Annotated in this window: 11 protein-coding genes; 5 read left to right on the top strand and 6 right to left on the bottom strand. The window is 70.1% G+C overall.

Annotation, left to right across the window (positions count from 1 at the left end):
• Nucleotides 1-203: 203 nt before the first annotated feature.
• Entirely contained in the window at nucleotides 204-2,810 is a 2,607-nt protein-coding gene (locus tag Q9Q40_13945) for a hypothetical protein (protein MDQ7008318.1), read from the top strand.
• A gap of 179 nt (nucleotides 2,811-2,989) precedes the next feature.
• Here the strand turns inward: Q9Q40_13945 and Q9Q40_13940 are convergent, their stop codons facing one another.
• From Q9Q40_13940 to Q9Q40_13930, 3 genes are read right to left on the bottom strand one after another with little or no spacing between them, the layout of a single operon-like run.
• On the bottom strand, nucleotides 2,990-3,328 hold the full coding sequence (locus Q9Q40_13940) for a hypothetical protein (GenBank protein ID MDQ7008317.1): 339 nt from the start codon (nucleotides 3,326-3,328) through the stop codon (nucleotides 2,990-2,992).
• 30 nt (nucleotides 3,329-3,358) lie between these two features.
• Nucleotides 3,359-4,147: a cyclic nucleotide-binding domain-containing protein gene (locus Q9Q40_13935; GenBank protein MDQ7008316.1), complete on the bottom strand. Its 789-nt coding sequence runs from the start codon at nucleotides 4,145-4,147 to the stop codon at nucleotides 3,359-3,361.
• Nucleotides 4,144-5,121 (bottom strand): HD-GYP domain-containing protein, encoded by a 978-nt coding sequence (locus Q9Q40_13930; GenBank protein MDQ7008315.1) that lies wholly within the window; start codon nucleotides 5,119-5,121, stop codon nucleotides 4,144-4,146. The genes Q9Q40_13935 and Q9Q40_13930 overlap by 4 nt, the downstream gene beginning before the upstream one ends.
• Nucleotides 5,122-5,225: 104 nt before the next feature.
• Here Q9Q40_13930 and Q9Q40_13925 point away from each other — a divergent pair, with 104 nt between their 5' ends.
• The gene (locus Q9Q40_13925) at nucleotides 5,226-7,649 is read left to right on the top strand and encodes a S9 family peptidase (GenBank protein MDQ7008314.1); all 2,424 of its coding nucleotides are present in this window, start codon (nucleotides 5,226-5,228) and stop codon (nucleotides 7,647-7,649) included.
• Nucleotide 7,650: 1 nt separating this feature from the next.
• On the opposite strand, the gene Q9Q40_13920 is transcribed toward Q9Q40_13925, so the two are convergent.
• On the bottom strand, nucleotides 7,651-8,649 hold the full coding sequence (locus tag Q9Q40_13920) for a TIGR00266 family protein (protein ID MDQ7008313.1): 999 nt from the start codon (nucleotides 8,647-8,649) through the stop codon (nucleotides 7,651-7,653).
• Between the two features lie 170 nt (nucleotides 8,650-8,819).
• Here Q9Q40_13920 and Q9Q40_13915 point away from each other — a divergent pair, with 170 nt between their 5' ends.
• Nucleotides 8,820-9,026, top strand: a complete 207-nt coding sequence (locus tag Q9Q40_13915) for a cold-shock protein (GenBank protein MDQ7008312.1) — start codon at nucleotides 8,820-8,822, stop codon at nucleotides 9,024-9,026.
• On the opposite strand, the gene Q9Q40_13910 is transcribed toward Q9Q40_13915, so the two are convergent.
• Nucleotides 9,023-10,234 (bottom strand): hypothetical protein, encoded by a 1,212-nt coding sequence (locus tag Q9Q40_13910; protein ID MDQ7008311.1) that lies wholly within the window; start codon nucleotides 10,232-10,234, stop codon nucleotides 9,023-9,025. The two genes, Q9Q40_13915 and Q9Q40_13910, sit on opposite strands and share 4 nt — an antisense overlap.
• A 12-nt stretch (nucleotides 10,235-10,246) precedes the next feature.
• On the opposite strand from Q9Q40_13910, the gene Q9Q40_13905 reads away from it, so the two are divergent.
• Together Q9Q40_13905 and Q9Q40_13900 are read left to right on the top strand one after the other, a co-directional pair.
• Nucleotides 10,247-11,161, top strand: a complete 915-nt coding sequence (locus tag Q9Q40_13905; protein ID MDQ7008310.1) for a radical SAM protein — start codon at nucleotides 10,247-10,249, stop codon at nucleotides 11,159-11,161.
• Between the two features lie 60 nt (nucleotides 11,162-11,221).
• Nucleotides 11,222-13,240: an Rne/Rng family ribonuclease gene (locus Q9Q40_13900; GenBank protein ID MDQ7008309.1), complete on the top strand. Its 2,019-nt coding sequence runs from the start codon at nucleotides 11,222-11,224 to the stop codon at nucleotides 13,238-13,240.
• A 17-nt stretch (nucleotides 13,241-13,257) separates the two neighbouring features.
• Here the strand turns inward: Q9Q40_13900 and Q9Q40_13895 are convergent, their stop codons facing one another.
• The gene (locus Q9Q40_13895; protein MDQ7008308.1) at nucleotides 13,258-14,325 is read right to left on the bottom strand and encodes an XdhC/CoxI family protein; all 1,068 of its coding nucleotides are present in this window, start codon (nucleotides 14,323-14,325) and stop codon (nucleotides 13,258-13,260) included.
• Nucleotides 14,326-14,667: the final 342 nt, after the last annotated feature.

Here is a 14,667-nt window from a genome sequence, read left to right as displayed (position 1 = left end):
GCGCGAGCCGGCGAAGCTGGTGTTCGCCGCGACTGGCGGCGCGGTTCCCGGGCGATCGATGGCGGGCGGGCGCTGTCGGCGCCAAGTCGCTGACCGGGATTGGGTGGACGGGTTATCCTCCTCGGCGGTGCCCGGCCGGGACGCCGGCCCGGGCCACAGCGTCGCGTCGGTGACGATGCCGGCCGGGGGCGAGGAGACGTCGGGTGTTGCGAGGGAGAGCGCTGCTGCTGGCCGGGGTGGGGATCGGGTCGGTTCTCGTCGCCGGAGGCCAGGAGGCGGCCGGTGTGCTGGACGTGGAGCGCCGGGTGCGCATCGCCATCGGGGAGGCCGGCGCGGCGAGCCTGGTCCGGGGGCCCGAGGCGATCCCCGGTCTGCCCGCCGATCCGGCCGTCCGGGCCCTGGCGGCCGTGCGGCTCTCTGCGGCCCGGGGCGTTCCCCGGCAGGCCTTCCCCCGGATCCTCCGTGTTCTGCGTCACCGCTCCGGGGAGTCCGGGGAGGTGATCGCGGCGCTCTATCGCAGCCTCGTGCACTACGGGCCGGGGCAGGAAGGCCGGGTCTTCCTGGCCGAGGACGGTGACGGCCTGCATCGGGCGGCCCGCGCCCTGGACCTGGCGCACGGCCGGCGCTGCGACGAGGCGGAGCGTCTGCTCGGGAGCCTGGCTCCCTGGCGGCCGGCCGAGCCCGAGGCCGCGTTGATGGTGGCCGAGGCGAGAGCGCTGTGTGACCAGCGCCTGGCCGCGCTGGGAGTCCTCCACCGCTTCGCGGCCGGGCGCGAGTCCGCCGAGGTGGACCCCCGGGTGGCCCTGAGGGCCGGCGAATGGCTGCTGGCCCTCGAGGATGAGCCCTCCGCCGCCTATTGGTGTTCACTGGTGGCCGACCTGGTGAGCGGCAACCCGCGCCTGCAGTACCGGGCCGCGGTCTGCAAGGCCTCGGCCCAGTCCCTGCTCGGGCGTCTGCCGGCGGCCCGGGTCGCACTGGTGGCGGCCCATGAAAGGGCGATGGCCAGCCCTGTCGTCGACCTGGCGGTACGGCGGCAGGCGGGTCTCGACGCCGCGTGGGTCCTCGTCCGCACCCGGCAGGCCGCCGAGGCTCGCAGGGCCCTCGACGTGCTCAACCGTGTCGCTTCCCTCGATCCGGACGCGGAGACGCTGCGCACCATCGAAGTGCTGCGGGCCCTGGCCCTGGCGCACCTCGAGCGTCCGGGCGAGGCCCGGCGCGCCCTCCAGCGGGCCGGGGCGGCCGCCGGCGACCCGCTGTGGATGACCCTGCTGGGAGCCATCGCCGGGAGCTGGGTGGATCTGCAGCAGGGAGACGACGTGTCGGCTTCCTCCCGCCTGTCGCGGGCCGCGGACCTGGCGCGGGCCGCGGGGTCGTCCCGTTGGCTGGCGGTCGTGGAGATGGATCGCGCGGTGCAGGCTCGTTGGGGGGGGCGTCGCCCGCTGGCCAAGGTTCATGCCCAGGCCGCCCTGGCCGCGTGGCCCGGAGCCGGGATGCCCGGCGAGCGGCTGGTCGATCCCGTTCTGCCCCGCCGGGCCATCGAGCTTTCCCTCGCTTCCGCCGTGCCCCAGAAGGTCGAGTCCTCCGCCCGCTCGGAAGCCCGGCTCGAGGAGGCCGAGAAAGTCCGCACCACTCTCGATCCGGCCCTGAGGCTCGCCGCCGGCGGCTGGGAAGCCGACGCTTCCCGTATTCGCCGCTACCTCGCCGCGCGCAACACCGGGCTGATCTACTTCGCCATCGGTGAGAGTCGGACCTTCGCCTGGCTGATGGAGCCCGGCATCACCCGCGCCGTCGAACTGCCCGCCGGCGACCGGCTTTTCGAGGCCGCGGAATCGCTGGCGGTTCCGGCGCCGCCGACCGCGGTGGTCGAGGCGGCGTCGCGGACGCTCCTCGGGGGATTGCTCGACGGCTACTCGGCCGAGTCCGGCTTGATGATCTGTCCCGACGGCTTTCTGTCCGCGGTGCCCTGGGGAGGGCTGGTGCCTCCGGAGGGAGCCCGCGCGCGTCCCGATCAGCGGCGTCTCGACGGCTCGATGCAGGTGGCCCTGGTCGCTTCGCTGGGGGGGGTCATCGACCCCGCGGGAACGCGGGTGCGGCTCGAGCGGGAGAAGGCGGGTTTCCTCGCCCTGGTCAACGAGTCGGTGCCGGGTTTCCCCGGCACCAGCCTCGACCTCTCCGAGGCCTTCGCCCCTGCGCAGGTGCTCGGTCCGGCGCCCGACCTCGCCGCCCGGGCCCGGCGCAGCCTGCGCGGCCTGGGGGGCGTGGTGCACCTCGCGCTTCCCCTGCTCGCCGCCGGGCAGGGCACGGGAGAGATCGTTCTGCTCCTGCCCGGGGGCCGGAAGGACGCGGAGCCGGCGACCACGAGCTGCGAGGATCTGTTCGAAATCGGGGAGGGGCCGAGCCTGGTGGCGTTGGCCCCCGCGGGAGGCTGGGCGCGACATCCCGCTTCGTGGGTGCGGATGGCGATGCGGGTGGCGGCCCTCGGTGCGCGGGCCGCGCTGGTTCCCCTGGCGGACCTCGAACCGCGGGACGGGAAGATCTTCTGGCCCGCCTTCTACCGGGCGCTGGGGCGCGGGCAGAGCAAGATCGAGGCGTTGAAGGCGGCCCGCAACGAGCTGTTGACCGTCAGCGGCGAGAGTACGGTCGAGTTCAGCTTCATCGGTTACGGCGACACCCGCGTGGTGGCCGCTCCGCGCGTCGAATGGCCGTTTTGGGCCAGCCTGGGCGCGGGCCTGCTGGTCCTCGCCCTGGTGGTGGCCCGGGCCCTGTGGCCCCGACGGGATCCCTTCGACGAAGAGCCGCCGGAGGAGTGACCGGCGACAAGGGATCCGCGTCACCCGCTCCTGCGGCTCGCTGAGGGCGAGGCCCTGCGCGCCGGGCGGGGACGCCGGGTCCCGGATGGAACTTGTCGACACCGATGTCGGTCAAGGCGATCACGCCTCCCGCGTTGCCGTCCCCTGCCCTTCTTCCTCGGTGGCGGGTCCCGGCGGGATCAGGGCTTGCCGCGACGAGTCAGGTTGCGGCTGCCGGCCACGGACAGCCGCCCCCGGCCGGGCAGGTACTCGAGCACCTCGAGAACCTCGTCACCCCTGGGTGCGAGGGGGTGGGGCCGCGGATGACGGATGATGCCGAAGAGGATGCGTCTCACCTCGCCGGAGGCACCGGCTTCGACTTCGAGCAGGGTGATGCGGGAGCGGTGGCGGGGTTCGAGGCGACCGGCGGCCAGCACCTGCCGTCGCTCGAAGAAGAGTCGGTCCAGTTCGCGGTGGGCGCACCGGTGGAGGCGGGCTTGCCGTCGCCGGCGCCGCCAGGCTCTGAGCAGGGCGCGCATGGGAGCATTGTCCCATACCGGCGCGGGTTGCTAGCAGCCCACCGGCACCAGTCGGCGCTGCTGAAAACGCTCGAGAATGGTCCAGACCTGGGGGTGGGCGATCGAGACGGCTTCCAGGTAGTCCCGGCTCAACTCCAGCACTTCGGTGGGTGTGGTGGCGATGGCGCTGACGTTGCGTGGCAGGCGCGAGAGGGCCGAGACCTCGCCGAAACAGGCGCCATCGCTCAGGCGCTGGAGTTCGATCGGTTCCTTGTCCGCGCCTTCCACGGTCAGGGCCACTTCACCGGAGGTGATGATGAACAGGGAGTCGCCGGCATCCCCCTGGCGGAAGATCACCTCGCCCGCTTCCAGCCGGTGGCATGCCATTACTTCGACGACCGCGCAGAGGGTTTCCCGGTCCATTTCCGAGAAGAGCGGCGCGTAGCGCTGCAGGCGCGTGCGCAGCGTCATGGCACCGGGGTCGCCCGGCGGGTCTGCGGCTGCCGGCTCTTCGGCGCGGGCCAGCTCGCCCAGCTTGCCGCGCACCACCTCGTTTTCCGGATCCAGCCGGAGCACCGCCTTGTAGATCGCCATCGCCTTGAGATTCAGGTCGTCCTTTTCGTAGATCTCCGCCGCTTTCAGGTAGGCCTCGACGGCCTCGTCCCGGCGCTCGGCCTGGATCAGCGTTTCGGCGATGCGTCGCTGCCAGTCGGCGGCCTGCCGGGGCTCGCGCCGCGCTCGACGCCGGTACTCGGCGAGGGTCTCCTCCAACTCCCCGGCTCGTGGGGTGCCGGGGGCCTGGTTCCGGGCGGTGCCGAAGAGGAAGCCGAGGATGCTCATGATGATTTCTCCGGGTCGAGCAGCATGCGGATGAAGGTCTCGAGCAGGCGCTGATCGTAGCGGTTGCGGTGGTCGCCACGGAGGATCTTCAGGGCATCGAGGGAACTCATGCCGCGGCTGTAGGAGCGGTCCGTGGTCATCGCGTCGAAGGCGTCGCAGATCGCCGAGATGCGCGCGGCGACGGAGATGGAATCTCCCGCCAGGCCCCGGGGATAGCCCGAGCCGTCGAGGCGTTCATGATGGCTGAGCGTCACGTCCCGCACGATCGGGTCGCGCCAGTTCATCTGGTCGAGAATCTTAATGCCCTGCTCGGGGTGGGTCTTCATCAGCCGGAACTCGCTTTCGCTCAGGCGTCCCGGCTTGTTGATCAGCCCGGCGGGAAGATTCGTCTTGCCCACGTCGTGAATCAGCCCCCCCTGGCCGAGGCTCGTCAGGTAGTCCTGGTCGTCGATGCCCGCTGCTCGTCCCAGGCCCACCGCGTAGACCGAGACATGGAAACAGTGGGTGTAGGTGTAGTAGTCGTGTTCCATCAGGCGGACGGCGCTGTGGAAGGCGCCGGGTTCGGCGATCAGGCGATTGACGGTGTCGCCCAGGTGCTCGATGGTGCGCCGCACACCGGGTGCGCGGGGGTCGTCGAAGACCTCGCGCATCAACGTGCGGGAGCTGTTGATCAGTTCGTCGACCCGCTCCTCGATGGGGCGGTGGGGGTCGAGGATGCGGCGCTTGAGCCGCTCCGCCACGAAGTCGGACCAGGCTTCGGCGTCCTCGAACGAGATGTGCAGCACGTCGACACCCGACAGCTCCAGTCGCTCGCGATGTTCCTCGAGAAACGGCAGCCGGGCGGAGCGGTAGAGCACCGGTGCGCCGCCGGGCGGCCGGAGCCACAGGTCGCAGGGCAGCAGCTCGCCCGGCTCGATCATCTCGAGGGAGATCGAGAAAAAGGCTTTCGGCGGGCTGACGACATCGGCAGGCACAGTTTTTCCCCACCGGGCTTATCGACCCTGGCCTGGAAGGCTTGAGCGGAAGTGGCGGCTGCCGGGGGCGGGTCGGTAGAATGCGCCGCCGCCAGGAGAGTCCCATGAACGAAAGCAGGCAAGTCCGCCGCGTGACGGCGCGGGACCTGATCAGTCTCAAGGTTCCGGGTGAGCCGAGCCTGTCTCCCTGTGGGCGGCGGGTGGCCTTCATCGTGGGGGAGGTGGACTGGGAGAAGGGGGAGGAGCGCTGGCAGATACATCTCGCCGATTTGAGCGGGGGCGGCGGGATCCCGGTGGAGACCCGGCAACTGACCCGGGGATTGAGCGATGCGGGACAGCCGCGGTGGTCTCCGGACGGCCGGCACCTGGCTTTCGTCACTTTCCGGCCTCAACCCCACGAGGATGAAGAAGACGACGCGCGCGAGGATGGAGGGGAAAAACGGCAGGTCTTTCTCTTGCCGGCCGAGGGCGGCGAGGCGCGGCGGCTGACCCAGGCTCCCGAAGGCGTGGAGATCTGCACCTGGAACCACGACGGCACGGCGGTGGTGACCCTGCAGCAGGCGCCCCGCCCCCCGGCGGAGAGCAGTTGGCGGCGGCAGCGGCGGGAGGTCCACGACGACGCGGTGGTGGCCCACGCCGCGATTCCCACCTGGGAGATCTGGAGTCATCCCCTCGAGGGCGGCGAGTCGCGCCGTCTGCTCGGCGGGCGGCGGGGGGTGGGGGAGTTCGATCTCTCTCCGGACGGCAGGCTGCTGGCCTACTCCACCGATCACACGGGGCGACCCGAGGACCAGGACCGGGCGGAAGTGCTGCTGCTGGACCTCGAGCGGGGTGATACCGTGCGTGTCAGTGGAGGACGGGGGGGGTGCGAATCGGGTCCCCGTTTCACCTCCGACGGCCGCTTCCTGCTCTTCTGGGGTTGGGCCGATCCCAAGGTCTCCTACAGCCGCCAGGAACTCTTCGCCTGGGACCTGGCGCGACGGGACCAGCCGCCGCGCCCCCTGCTGGGGGACCTCGATCGAGATCTCGAAGAGATGCTGCCGTTGCCCGACGGGAGGGTGGCGGTGCTCCTGGCCTGGGGCATGGTCAGCCGGCTGGCGCTCATCGATCCGGCCGACGGAGGGTTCGAACTGGTCGGCCCCGAGGGCGCGGTCCTCTCCGGGCTGAGCGCGGCCCGCGCCTGCCGCAAGCTGGCGCTGGTCATGGAAACGGCCTCCGCGCCTCCCGAGGTGGCTCTGCTGGACCTGGCCGACGGGCGGTGTCGCGTCGTCACGGCCCTCGGCGCCCCCGCCGAAAAGTGGCAACGCGCGCGCCGGGAGCGCATCACGTGGCAGTGCGAAGGTTTCGATCACGAGGGCCTGCTGCTGCTGCCCCCCGAGCCGACCCCGGCTCCTCCTCCCGTGCTGACGTGGCTCCACGGCGGCCCCCATTGGCGGGTCGTCGATACCTACCGGGTCTACGATGCGGAAGCCCTGGCCGCCGCGGGCTGGGCGGTCTTCCTGCCCCAGTACCGGGGGTCGTCGGGAGGGGGGCAGGATTACGCCCTGGCCCTGCGTGGAGACCTGGGCGGCGGTGACGTGCGGGACATCGAAGCGGGCCTGGCGGAGTTGCGGCGCCGGGGGCTGGTCGACCTGGAACGGGCTGCCGTGGCGGGAGCCAGCTATGGCGGTTACCTGGTCAACTGGATGCTGGCCACCACCGATCACTTCCGGGCCGGGATCTCCATCGCCGGCATTTTCGACCTGGCCCAGGACTACGCCACATCCGCCTACTCGAGCTGGGAGGAACACTACCTGGGCGGGGCTCCCTGGCAGCAGGCCGCACTCTACCAGCAGCGCTCACCCCTCTACCGGGCCGACGGCATCACGGCCCCGATACTGATCCTCCACGGGTGGGAGGACGACAATACCTACTTCACCAACGCCAAGGCCCTGCATCGCGCCCTGGTGGCGCTGGGGCGCACCACCGAGCTGGTGCTCTATCCCCGGGAAGGCCATGGCCTGGCCGAGCCCCGTCACCGTCTCGACGCCCTGCTGAGGATCGAAGAGTGGCTGGCGCGGCACGTGCTGGGCGTGGCGGGGCCCCATGTTCCCGGCCGGGAGGTGGCGGGAGATCCGGTCACCTTGCTTCCCCTGGGCCACCGTCTGCGGGAGGAGTACGCGGGCGTCCGCCCTCCGGAAGGCAAGATCTTCCTCGAGATTTCCCTGCAGATCGCGGCCCGGGAGCCAGGTCCGGAGTTCCTGCGCCTGGTGCCTTCCGGGGGCGGTTCCGACATCGTTCTGGTGGATGAGAAAGGAGCCCTGCTGCGGCCCATCGGTGTTCCGCTCGAGGTCCAGGGTGCGAGCGTGCTCTTCTGGGGCCGGGGTGCTCTCGAGGCCTGGGCCGGCGAACAGCACCAGCCCCCGGTGCTGCCCGTCAGCGTGGTGTTCGAGATTCCCGAGGAGAATCATCGCTGGCAGCTCAAGGTCAGCGACCTGCCGGCGATTCCCCTTGAAATTCATGGAGCGCCGGACGAAGACGGCGGGTGAGTCAGAAACTCCCGTCGCCGTCGAGCAGGTCGCCCAGGCCGCCGAGCACCGATCCCTCGCCCCGGCGCTTGCCGCCGGCCCGGGGCGCGGCCGCCAGCATGCGGCCCGCCAGGCGGGAGAAGGGCAGCGATTGCAGCCACACCTTGCCCGGTCCCTGGAGCGTGGCGAAGAACATGCCCTCGCCTCCAAAGAGCATCGACTTGATCCCACCGACCTGCTGGATGTCGAAGCCGATGGACTCCTGCATGCCGACGATGCAGCCCGTGTCCACGTGCAGTGTTTCTCCGGGGGCGAGTTGGCGCTCGACCACTGTTCCTCCCGCATGGAGGAAGGCCAGGCCGTCTCCCTCCAGCTTCTGCATGATGAAGCCCTCGCCGCCGAACAGGCCGGTGAGGATCTTGCGCTGGAAGTGGAGGCCGATGGACACGCCCTTGGCGGCGCAGAGAAAGCTGTCTTTCTGGCAAATCAGCCTGCCGCCGTGGTCGAGCAGCGACACGGGGATGATCGTTCCCGGGTAGGGAGCGGCGAACGCGCAGTGGGCCTTGCCCGACCCCTCGTGGGTGAAGACCGTCATGAACAGGCTCTCGCCGGTGAGCAGCCTCTTGCCCGCGCCGACCAGCTTGTCCATGAAGCCTCGCTGGGCCTGGGAGGCGTCGCCGAAGACGGTTTCCATTTTCACCGTGGCGTCCTTGTACATCATCGCGCCGGCTTCGGCGACGGCGCTCTCGCCGGGGTCGAGTTCGATCTCGACGAATTGCATGTCTTCGCCGAACAGCTTGTAGTCGATTTCGTCCGCGACCTTCGACCGGGGCGGGTGGGCCGGCGGCGCCGGGGGCGAGGCCTGGCCGCCGAGTTCGGGGACCTGGGAGACGGGCAACCACTCGGTGAAGCCCTCCCGCCAGCAGTGGCCGTCGGGACGCGCCTGGGCCTGCGCCTGCGCCGCGGCCTCGTCGAGGGGGCCGATTTGTTTGCCGTCGAAACTCAGGTACCACTGGGTCATTCCGCTTCCCTCCCGCTGCGATGATCCTGGGAGCCCAGGTCGCGCTCCTTCCGGGGCTGTTCCGGCCTGTCCGACCGCCCGAAAGCCATTCTATACTTGTCCACTGTCATCGCCGGCCGGTTCGGCGATAGAATTCCGCAGGCGGTCGGAAAACCGAGCGTGAGAGGACCATGGCAAGAGGAAAAGTGAAGTGGTTCAACGAGGAGAAGGGCTTCGGCTTCATCTCCCAGGACGACGGACCCGATGTCTTCGTGCACTACAGCAGCATCACCGGCGAGGGTTTCCGGACCCTTGCGGAAGGCGAGGCCGTCGAGTTCGAAGTCGTCGAAACGGACAAGGGCCTGCAGGCCCAGAACGTCTCCCGCGCGGAAGGCTAGCCCGCTGTCTTGCGGGGGCGGGGCGGGCCCAGGAAGAGTTCGCGGATCAGGGCGGCGGTCCGGTCCGGTGAGCCGGCCGCCACGCTCCAGCAAGGCGTGTCCCTGAGCGCTTCGGCCAGGCCGGCGAGCCAACGATCGCCGCCGGCACCTTGCTCGAGGGCGCCGGCCCGACGCCGGTTCTGTGCCTCACGGGCCAGCAGCACCAGGGCGCGACTGGGCGGGATCGTCTGGGCGCTGGGGGCGTCGCCTTGCGAGCGATCCACCGAGGCGATGGTGCCGTACTCGAGGAGCCGGCCCTCGTGACGGGCCAGGCAGGCCTCGAAGGCCTCGGTCGCATTCTCGCGGGGATCGATCCGCAGGACGATCTCCCAGCCCTCCCGGGCCGCCAGGTGGACACCCGGCAGTGCGCTGAAAGCCGCGATTTCTTCCTCGGTGGGAGGGCCCGAGAAGGTCAGGACGAAGAAATAGGCGGCCGTGGGATCGACTGCGTCGCCCGCTCCCCCGATGAAGAAGACCGCGCCCAGCGGCATGGGGCTCTCTTCGAGGGTGCCGGGGGGGAGCCCGGCCGGATCGAGGGGGCCCGTCGCGCCCCCCGCGAGCTTCGCCGCTGCGCCGGGTCGGATTCCGGGGGCCTTGTGGAAAGGATGGATCCGCCCGTCGGCCAGGCCCAGCGGCGCCATGTCGTCGCTCAGCAGCCGCAGGCCGCGCCGGATCAGGGCCATCGCGAGGGTGGTCTTTCCCGACCCCGAGGGCCCGGCCACCAGCAGGGCCCGTCCTCCCGCGCTCAACGCCGCCGAGTGGAGCAGCAGGTAGTCGCCGACCCGGTCGAGAAGGTGTCTGAAGATCACGCCGAAGGCCTGTTCCAGCGGGGCCGCGGGATCCAGGTCCAGTGGCTGGGAGGCGATGGTCATCCGCCCCGGCGGCGGATCCAGTCGAACCTCGATGGTGGGGCCGCCGGCCTCGACCGATGTGAGAAAAGCCCCGAGGCGGGCTTCGAGGACGCGGCACAGTTCCGCCGAATCGGTGAGGATCCGGGCCCGGGAACCGAGGATGTCGATGTGACGGACGAGGGGGTCGATGGGAACCTCCCGGGGAAGGTGGGCTGGCCGGGTAGGGGCCGGCGCCAGTATAGTAAGGCCCTGGAGATGAGATAGCGTGCGTTTCTTCCCGCGCCCCGAGCCGGGCGCCTTGGCCTGGAGGTTCCTCACGGTGGGGGTTCGATGAGCCCCTCCGGAGGGTCTGCGACCGGGCCCCGCAGCCGAGAGGCCTTCAGCTTCACGCGCCACCCGAGACGTCTCGGAGGGCGGCGCTACGTCTACGCCGTCCTGTCCCGGCGCGCCCGGGGCGTTTCGGTGGGCATCAATCTCAATCCGGACAAGGTGTGCAACTTTGACTGCCTCTACTGCCAGGTCGATCGCACGGTGCCGCCGCCGGAGCGGCAGGTCGACGAGCAGGTGCTGCTGGCGGAACTGGATGAAATCCTCCGCCTCGCCGCCGCCGGTCGGCTCGACGCCCTGGCGTCCCTCGAGGGGGTCGCCCCCTCCCATCGGCGGCTGGCGGATGTGGCTTTTTCCGGGGACGGAGAACCGACGAGCTATCCGCGCTGGGCGGAACTGGTCACGAGTGTCGGGGACGTCATCGAGCGCTCTCTGCCCGGGACTCCCATGACGCTGATCACCAATGCGAGCCTGTTCCACCGGCCGCGGGTGCGCGCGGGGCTCGACGCCCTCGCCGCCCGCGGCGGGAGGGTGTGGGCCAAACTGGATGCGGGTACGGAGGACTTCTACCGCCACGTGGCGGTGACGAAGATTCCCTTTTCCCGCATTCTCGACAACATCGAGGAGGAGGCCCGTCGCCGTCCCCTCGTCATTCAATCCCTTTTCTTCGAAGAGGCGGGGCGTGCTCCCGCGGTGGGCGAGATCGAAGCCTATGCCGCGAGGCTCTCCGGGCTGGTCGCCGCGGGCGGTGGGTTGCAGGCCGTGCAACTGACCACCGTGGCCCGCCGGCCGCCCCGTCCGGAGATCCGGGCCCTCGATGCCGTCGCGCTCGAGGCGATTGCGCGTGTCGTGCGCGCCGCGCTTCCCGCGGTGGACGTGGAAATCTATCCCGCGAGCGCCGAGGGGACACCAGGATGACGAGAATCAGCGGTGACGTCGCCCTCGAGGCGTGGCCCGACCTCCCGTGGAGATGTGCGCGTGAGCGAAAAAAAGAAAAGAAGCCTGATGTTGATCAACGTCACCCACGCGGAAGAGAGCCGGGTGGCGATCGTGACGGAGGGAGTGCTCGAAACCTTTGAAATCGAGACCTTCGATCACCGGTCGACGAAGGGCAACATCTACAAGGGCAAGATCGAGACCGTGCATACGGGCTTGCAGGCCTGTTTCGTCGATATCGGCGACGACCGGGCGGGTTTTCTTCCCCTTGACGAAGTGAACTTCAAGATTCACCCGCCCCGGGGCGACCAGGCCCGCGGTCGCATCGAGCATCACCTGCAGCGCAACCAGGAATTGCTCGTGCAGGTCGTGCGTGATGCCTACGGCAGCAAGCCCCCGACGCTCTCGACCTACTTTTCCCTGCCTGGCCGCTACCTGGTGCTCACGCCGCACGATTCGAGTGCCGGTATTTCACGCAAGCTGGACGACAAGCAGCGGGAGAAGCTGCGCAAGACCCTCGAGAGTCTGCCGACGCCGGAGGGCTTCGGGCTGATCGTGCGCACCGCCGGGGCCGCCGCGACCAAGGCCGAATTGCAGCGGGATCTCAAGTACCTGACCCGCTTGTGGGAGAAGATCGAGGCGGCGGCCCAGCTCCGCGCGCCGAAGCTGATCTACCAGGAACGAAGCCTGGTGATTCGAGCGATCCGCGATCTCTACACGCCGGAGATCGACGAGATTCTGGTGGACGACGAGGAAACCTGGCGCGAGATCCAGCAGTTCTTCGAGATCGTCCTGCCGCACAAGAAGAAGACCGTTCATTTCTACCAGGGCGAGCGGCCGCTGTTCAACAAGCACAATCTCGAAGAACAGATCGAGTACATCTTCCGCCGCAGCGTGCCGCTCAAGTCGGGAGGCGCGCTGGTCTTCGACACGACGGAGGCGCTGACGTCGGTGGACGTCAACTCGGGCAGGATGCGCCACGAGGGGCATATCGAGGACACGGCTCTGAAGGCCAACCTGGAGGCGGCGGCCGAGATCGGCCGGCAACTCCGCCTGCGCGACCTGGGTGGGCTGGTGGTGATCGATTTCATCGACATGCGGCAGTCGAAGAACGTGCGCCAGGTGGAAAAGGCGATGAAGGAGGCGCTGAAGAAGGACAAGGCGCGCTACGACATCACGCGCATCTCACGCCTGGGCCTGATGGAGATTTCGCGGCAGCGCTTGAACCCCAACAAGACCTCCTTGCGATACACGGACTGCCCGACCTGCGAGGGGACCGGGTCGATCAAGACGGTCGAGGCCGCGGCGCTGGGTGTTCTTCGGCGGCTTCAGACAAGGGTGGTCAAGGGCGACCTCGAGCGCATCGAACTGGTGGTTCCCCAGGAGGTCGCCGAGTACCTGCTCAATGCCAAGCGGCGCGAGCTGGCCCGCTGGGAGGAGCGTTTCGAGACTCGCATCGTGGTGCACGCGCGTGCGGGTATGAAGCGCGACGACATGGAAGTGCTGACGGAAGAGCGGAGCCGGTCTTCCGAGCATCGGCCCGTGGTCGCAGCCCCGGTACACAGCGAGATCATGGCCGCCATCGAAGAGGAGCAGGATGGAGCCGAGGCCGCCGCCTCCGAGGGGGGGGGAGATGCTCAGGACGGCGTCGAGACGCCGAAGAAGAAACGCCGCCGTCGCCGCCGCCGGAAAAAGAAGACCGGTGCCGCGGCCGATGCTGCCGAGGGCTCGGCCGGCGACGAAGGGGCCTCCGCCCAGAAGCCCGACGAGGCGGTGGCGGCCGAAGAGGCCGAAGCGGTGGACGCCGGCGACGCGGATACGGCCGACGCCGAGACGCCGAAGAAGAAACGTCGCCGCCGCCGCCGCCGCAAGAAGAACGACGGCAACGGTGCGGAGCCTGGGGGGGCGGTCGACGAGCCGCCGTCGCCGGCCGCAGGCGGCCAGGAAGCCCCCCTCGCCGCCCTGCCGGCCCTCGGGGCCGACACCGAAGAGGGGCCCCATCCGCGTCCCTTGTGGTGGGTGCGGGCCGTCGGCGAGGCGGAACCGGCGGCCGCCGAGTAAGGGGGCTACGCCGCGCTTCAGCGGCCGGAGAGTCGGGCGCGTATCTGCGAGAGAATGGCCAGGGCGTTTTCCTGCGGTGTTTCGGCGCCGATCTGGAGGCCTGCCGGGGCGAAGACCCGCCCCGCGGCCTTTCGGGCCTGGGCGGGGGATTTCCGGCGCAGGGCCGTGAGCAGGCGTTCGGAACGCTCCCGCGGCCCGACTATGCCGACATAGCGGCAATTCCGCCCGAGCAGGCAGGCGAGCAGGCGCAGGTCGTAGGTGAAGTTGTGGGTGGCGAGGATGGCGATGGTGTGGTCGTCGATCTGCAGGTTCTCCTCGAACTGCTCGAGACGCGCGACGATGACCCGGTCGGCGAGTTCGAAGCGGCCCTTGTTGGCACAGGCCGGGTCGGGGTCGACGATCCAGGTATGCCAGCCCAGCTCTTTGCTCATTCTCACCAGCGGGCAGACGTCGAGACCGCCGCCGAAGATCGTCAGCACGGGCGGTGGCGTCAGTCGTTCGAGCAGGACTTCCACCCGGCCCTGATCCGAGTCGTACTCCAGGGCCCGCGCCCCTCCGGCCGCGCTGGCGGACTCCAGGTCCCGTCGAATGGCGCGGTCGATGGCGTCCGGGGCGGGGGGCGAGAAAAGCTGACCTTGCTCGTCGAGGAACCAGCGCGCTCCGGCGGCCGGGCAGTCGGGACCGCTGCTGGCGAAGACGGTGGCGACCGCGTAGGTACGGCGCTGCTCGAGGCATGCGCGCAGCAGCCGCAACGGCAGTTCGTCGGGCTCGCCGGTGAGCGGTTCGAGCAGGACATGGTTCTCCGCCGGCGTCGCGTCGATACCCTGGGCCTGCTCCGCCGAGGTGAACACGCAGAGCTCGGGCCTTCCGGCCTCCGCGACGCTCCGGGCCCGCGCGTGGACGGCCTTCTCCACGTTGCGGCCGCTGAGCAGGCCGACCTGGTGCCCGCCCTCGATCAGGAGCATGCGCGCTCCTGGGCGGCGGTAGCAGGGGCCGAAGGTGCGTACCAGGGTCGCCAGCACCATGGCCGGCCCCGACCGGCCCACGTCGTCGTAGGCGGCGAGGATGTCTGCGAGTTCTTTCATGACCTGCCGTTTCCGGCGGATGGGGGGCGGCCAATTATACCCACCGTGGAGCGAACAATGTTGTTCCCGGCTGCCCGGCCGGGGGGGGCCCTCCCGCCGGGCGCCGGCCCCCCGGAGCGCGCCCCGCAGCCCCCCCTCGCCAGCCGGTGACGGCCCGGCGGCGCCCGCAGGCCCCCCCTCCCGGCGCCGCCGGGCGCGGGGGCGCCCCGGGATCCATCGGCCGGGCCGGCCGGGCGCGCTCAGAAAGCGTTCTTCAGGTCGTGGGGCTTGACTTCCAGGTGGGACGGGAAGGGCAGGCGGCGGCGATAGACCGCCTCCCAGGTCGGCGGCAGGTCCACCTCG

The sequence above is a fragment of the Acidobacteriota bacterium genome, assembly GCA_030949985.1.
Lineage (GTDB): Bacteria > Acidobacteriota > Polarisedimenticolia > J045 > J045 > JALTMS01.
This window is presented reverse-complemented; position numbering and strand designations above follow the sequence as displayed.

Excerpts from the sequence above, each read along its gene's own strand:
- Q9Q40_13940 (MDQ7008317.1), bottom strand. The coding sequence starts at position 3,328 with ATGCGCGCCCTGCTCAGAGCCTGGCGGCGCCGGCGACGGCAAGCCCGC.
- Q9Q40_13935 (MDQ7008316.1), bottom strand. The coding sequence starts at position 4,147 with ATGAGCATCCTCGGCTTCCTCTTCGGCACCGCCCGGAACCAGGCCCCC.
- Q9Q40_13925 (MDQ7008314.1), top strand. The coding sequence starts at position 5,226 with ATGAACGAAAGCAGGCAAGTCCGCCGCGTGACGGCGCGGGACCTGATC.
- Q9Q40_13920 (MDQ7008313.1), bottom strand. The coding sequence starts at position 8,649 with ATGACCCAGTGGTACCTGAGTTTCGACGGCAAACAAATCGGCCCCCTC.
- Q9Q40_13915 (MDQ7008312.1), top strand. The coding sequence starts at position 8,820 with ATGGCAAGAGGAAAAGTGAAGTGGTTCAACGAGGAGAAGGGCTTCGGC.
- Q9Q40_13905 (MDQ7008310.1), top strand. The coding sequence starts at position 10,247 with ATGAGCCCCTCCGGAGGGTCTGCGACCGGGCCCCGCAGCCGAGAGGCC.
- Q9Q40_13895 (MDQ7008308.1), bottom strand. The coding sequence starts at position 14,325 with ATGAAAGAACTCGCAGACATCCTCGCCGCCTACGACGACGTGGGCCGG.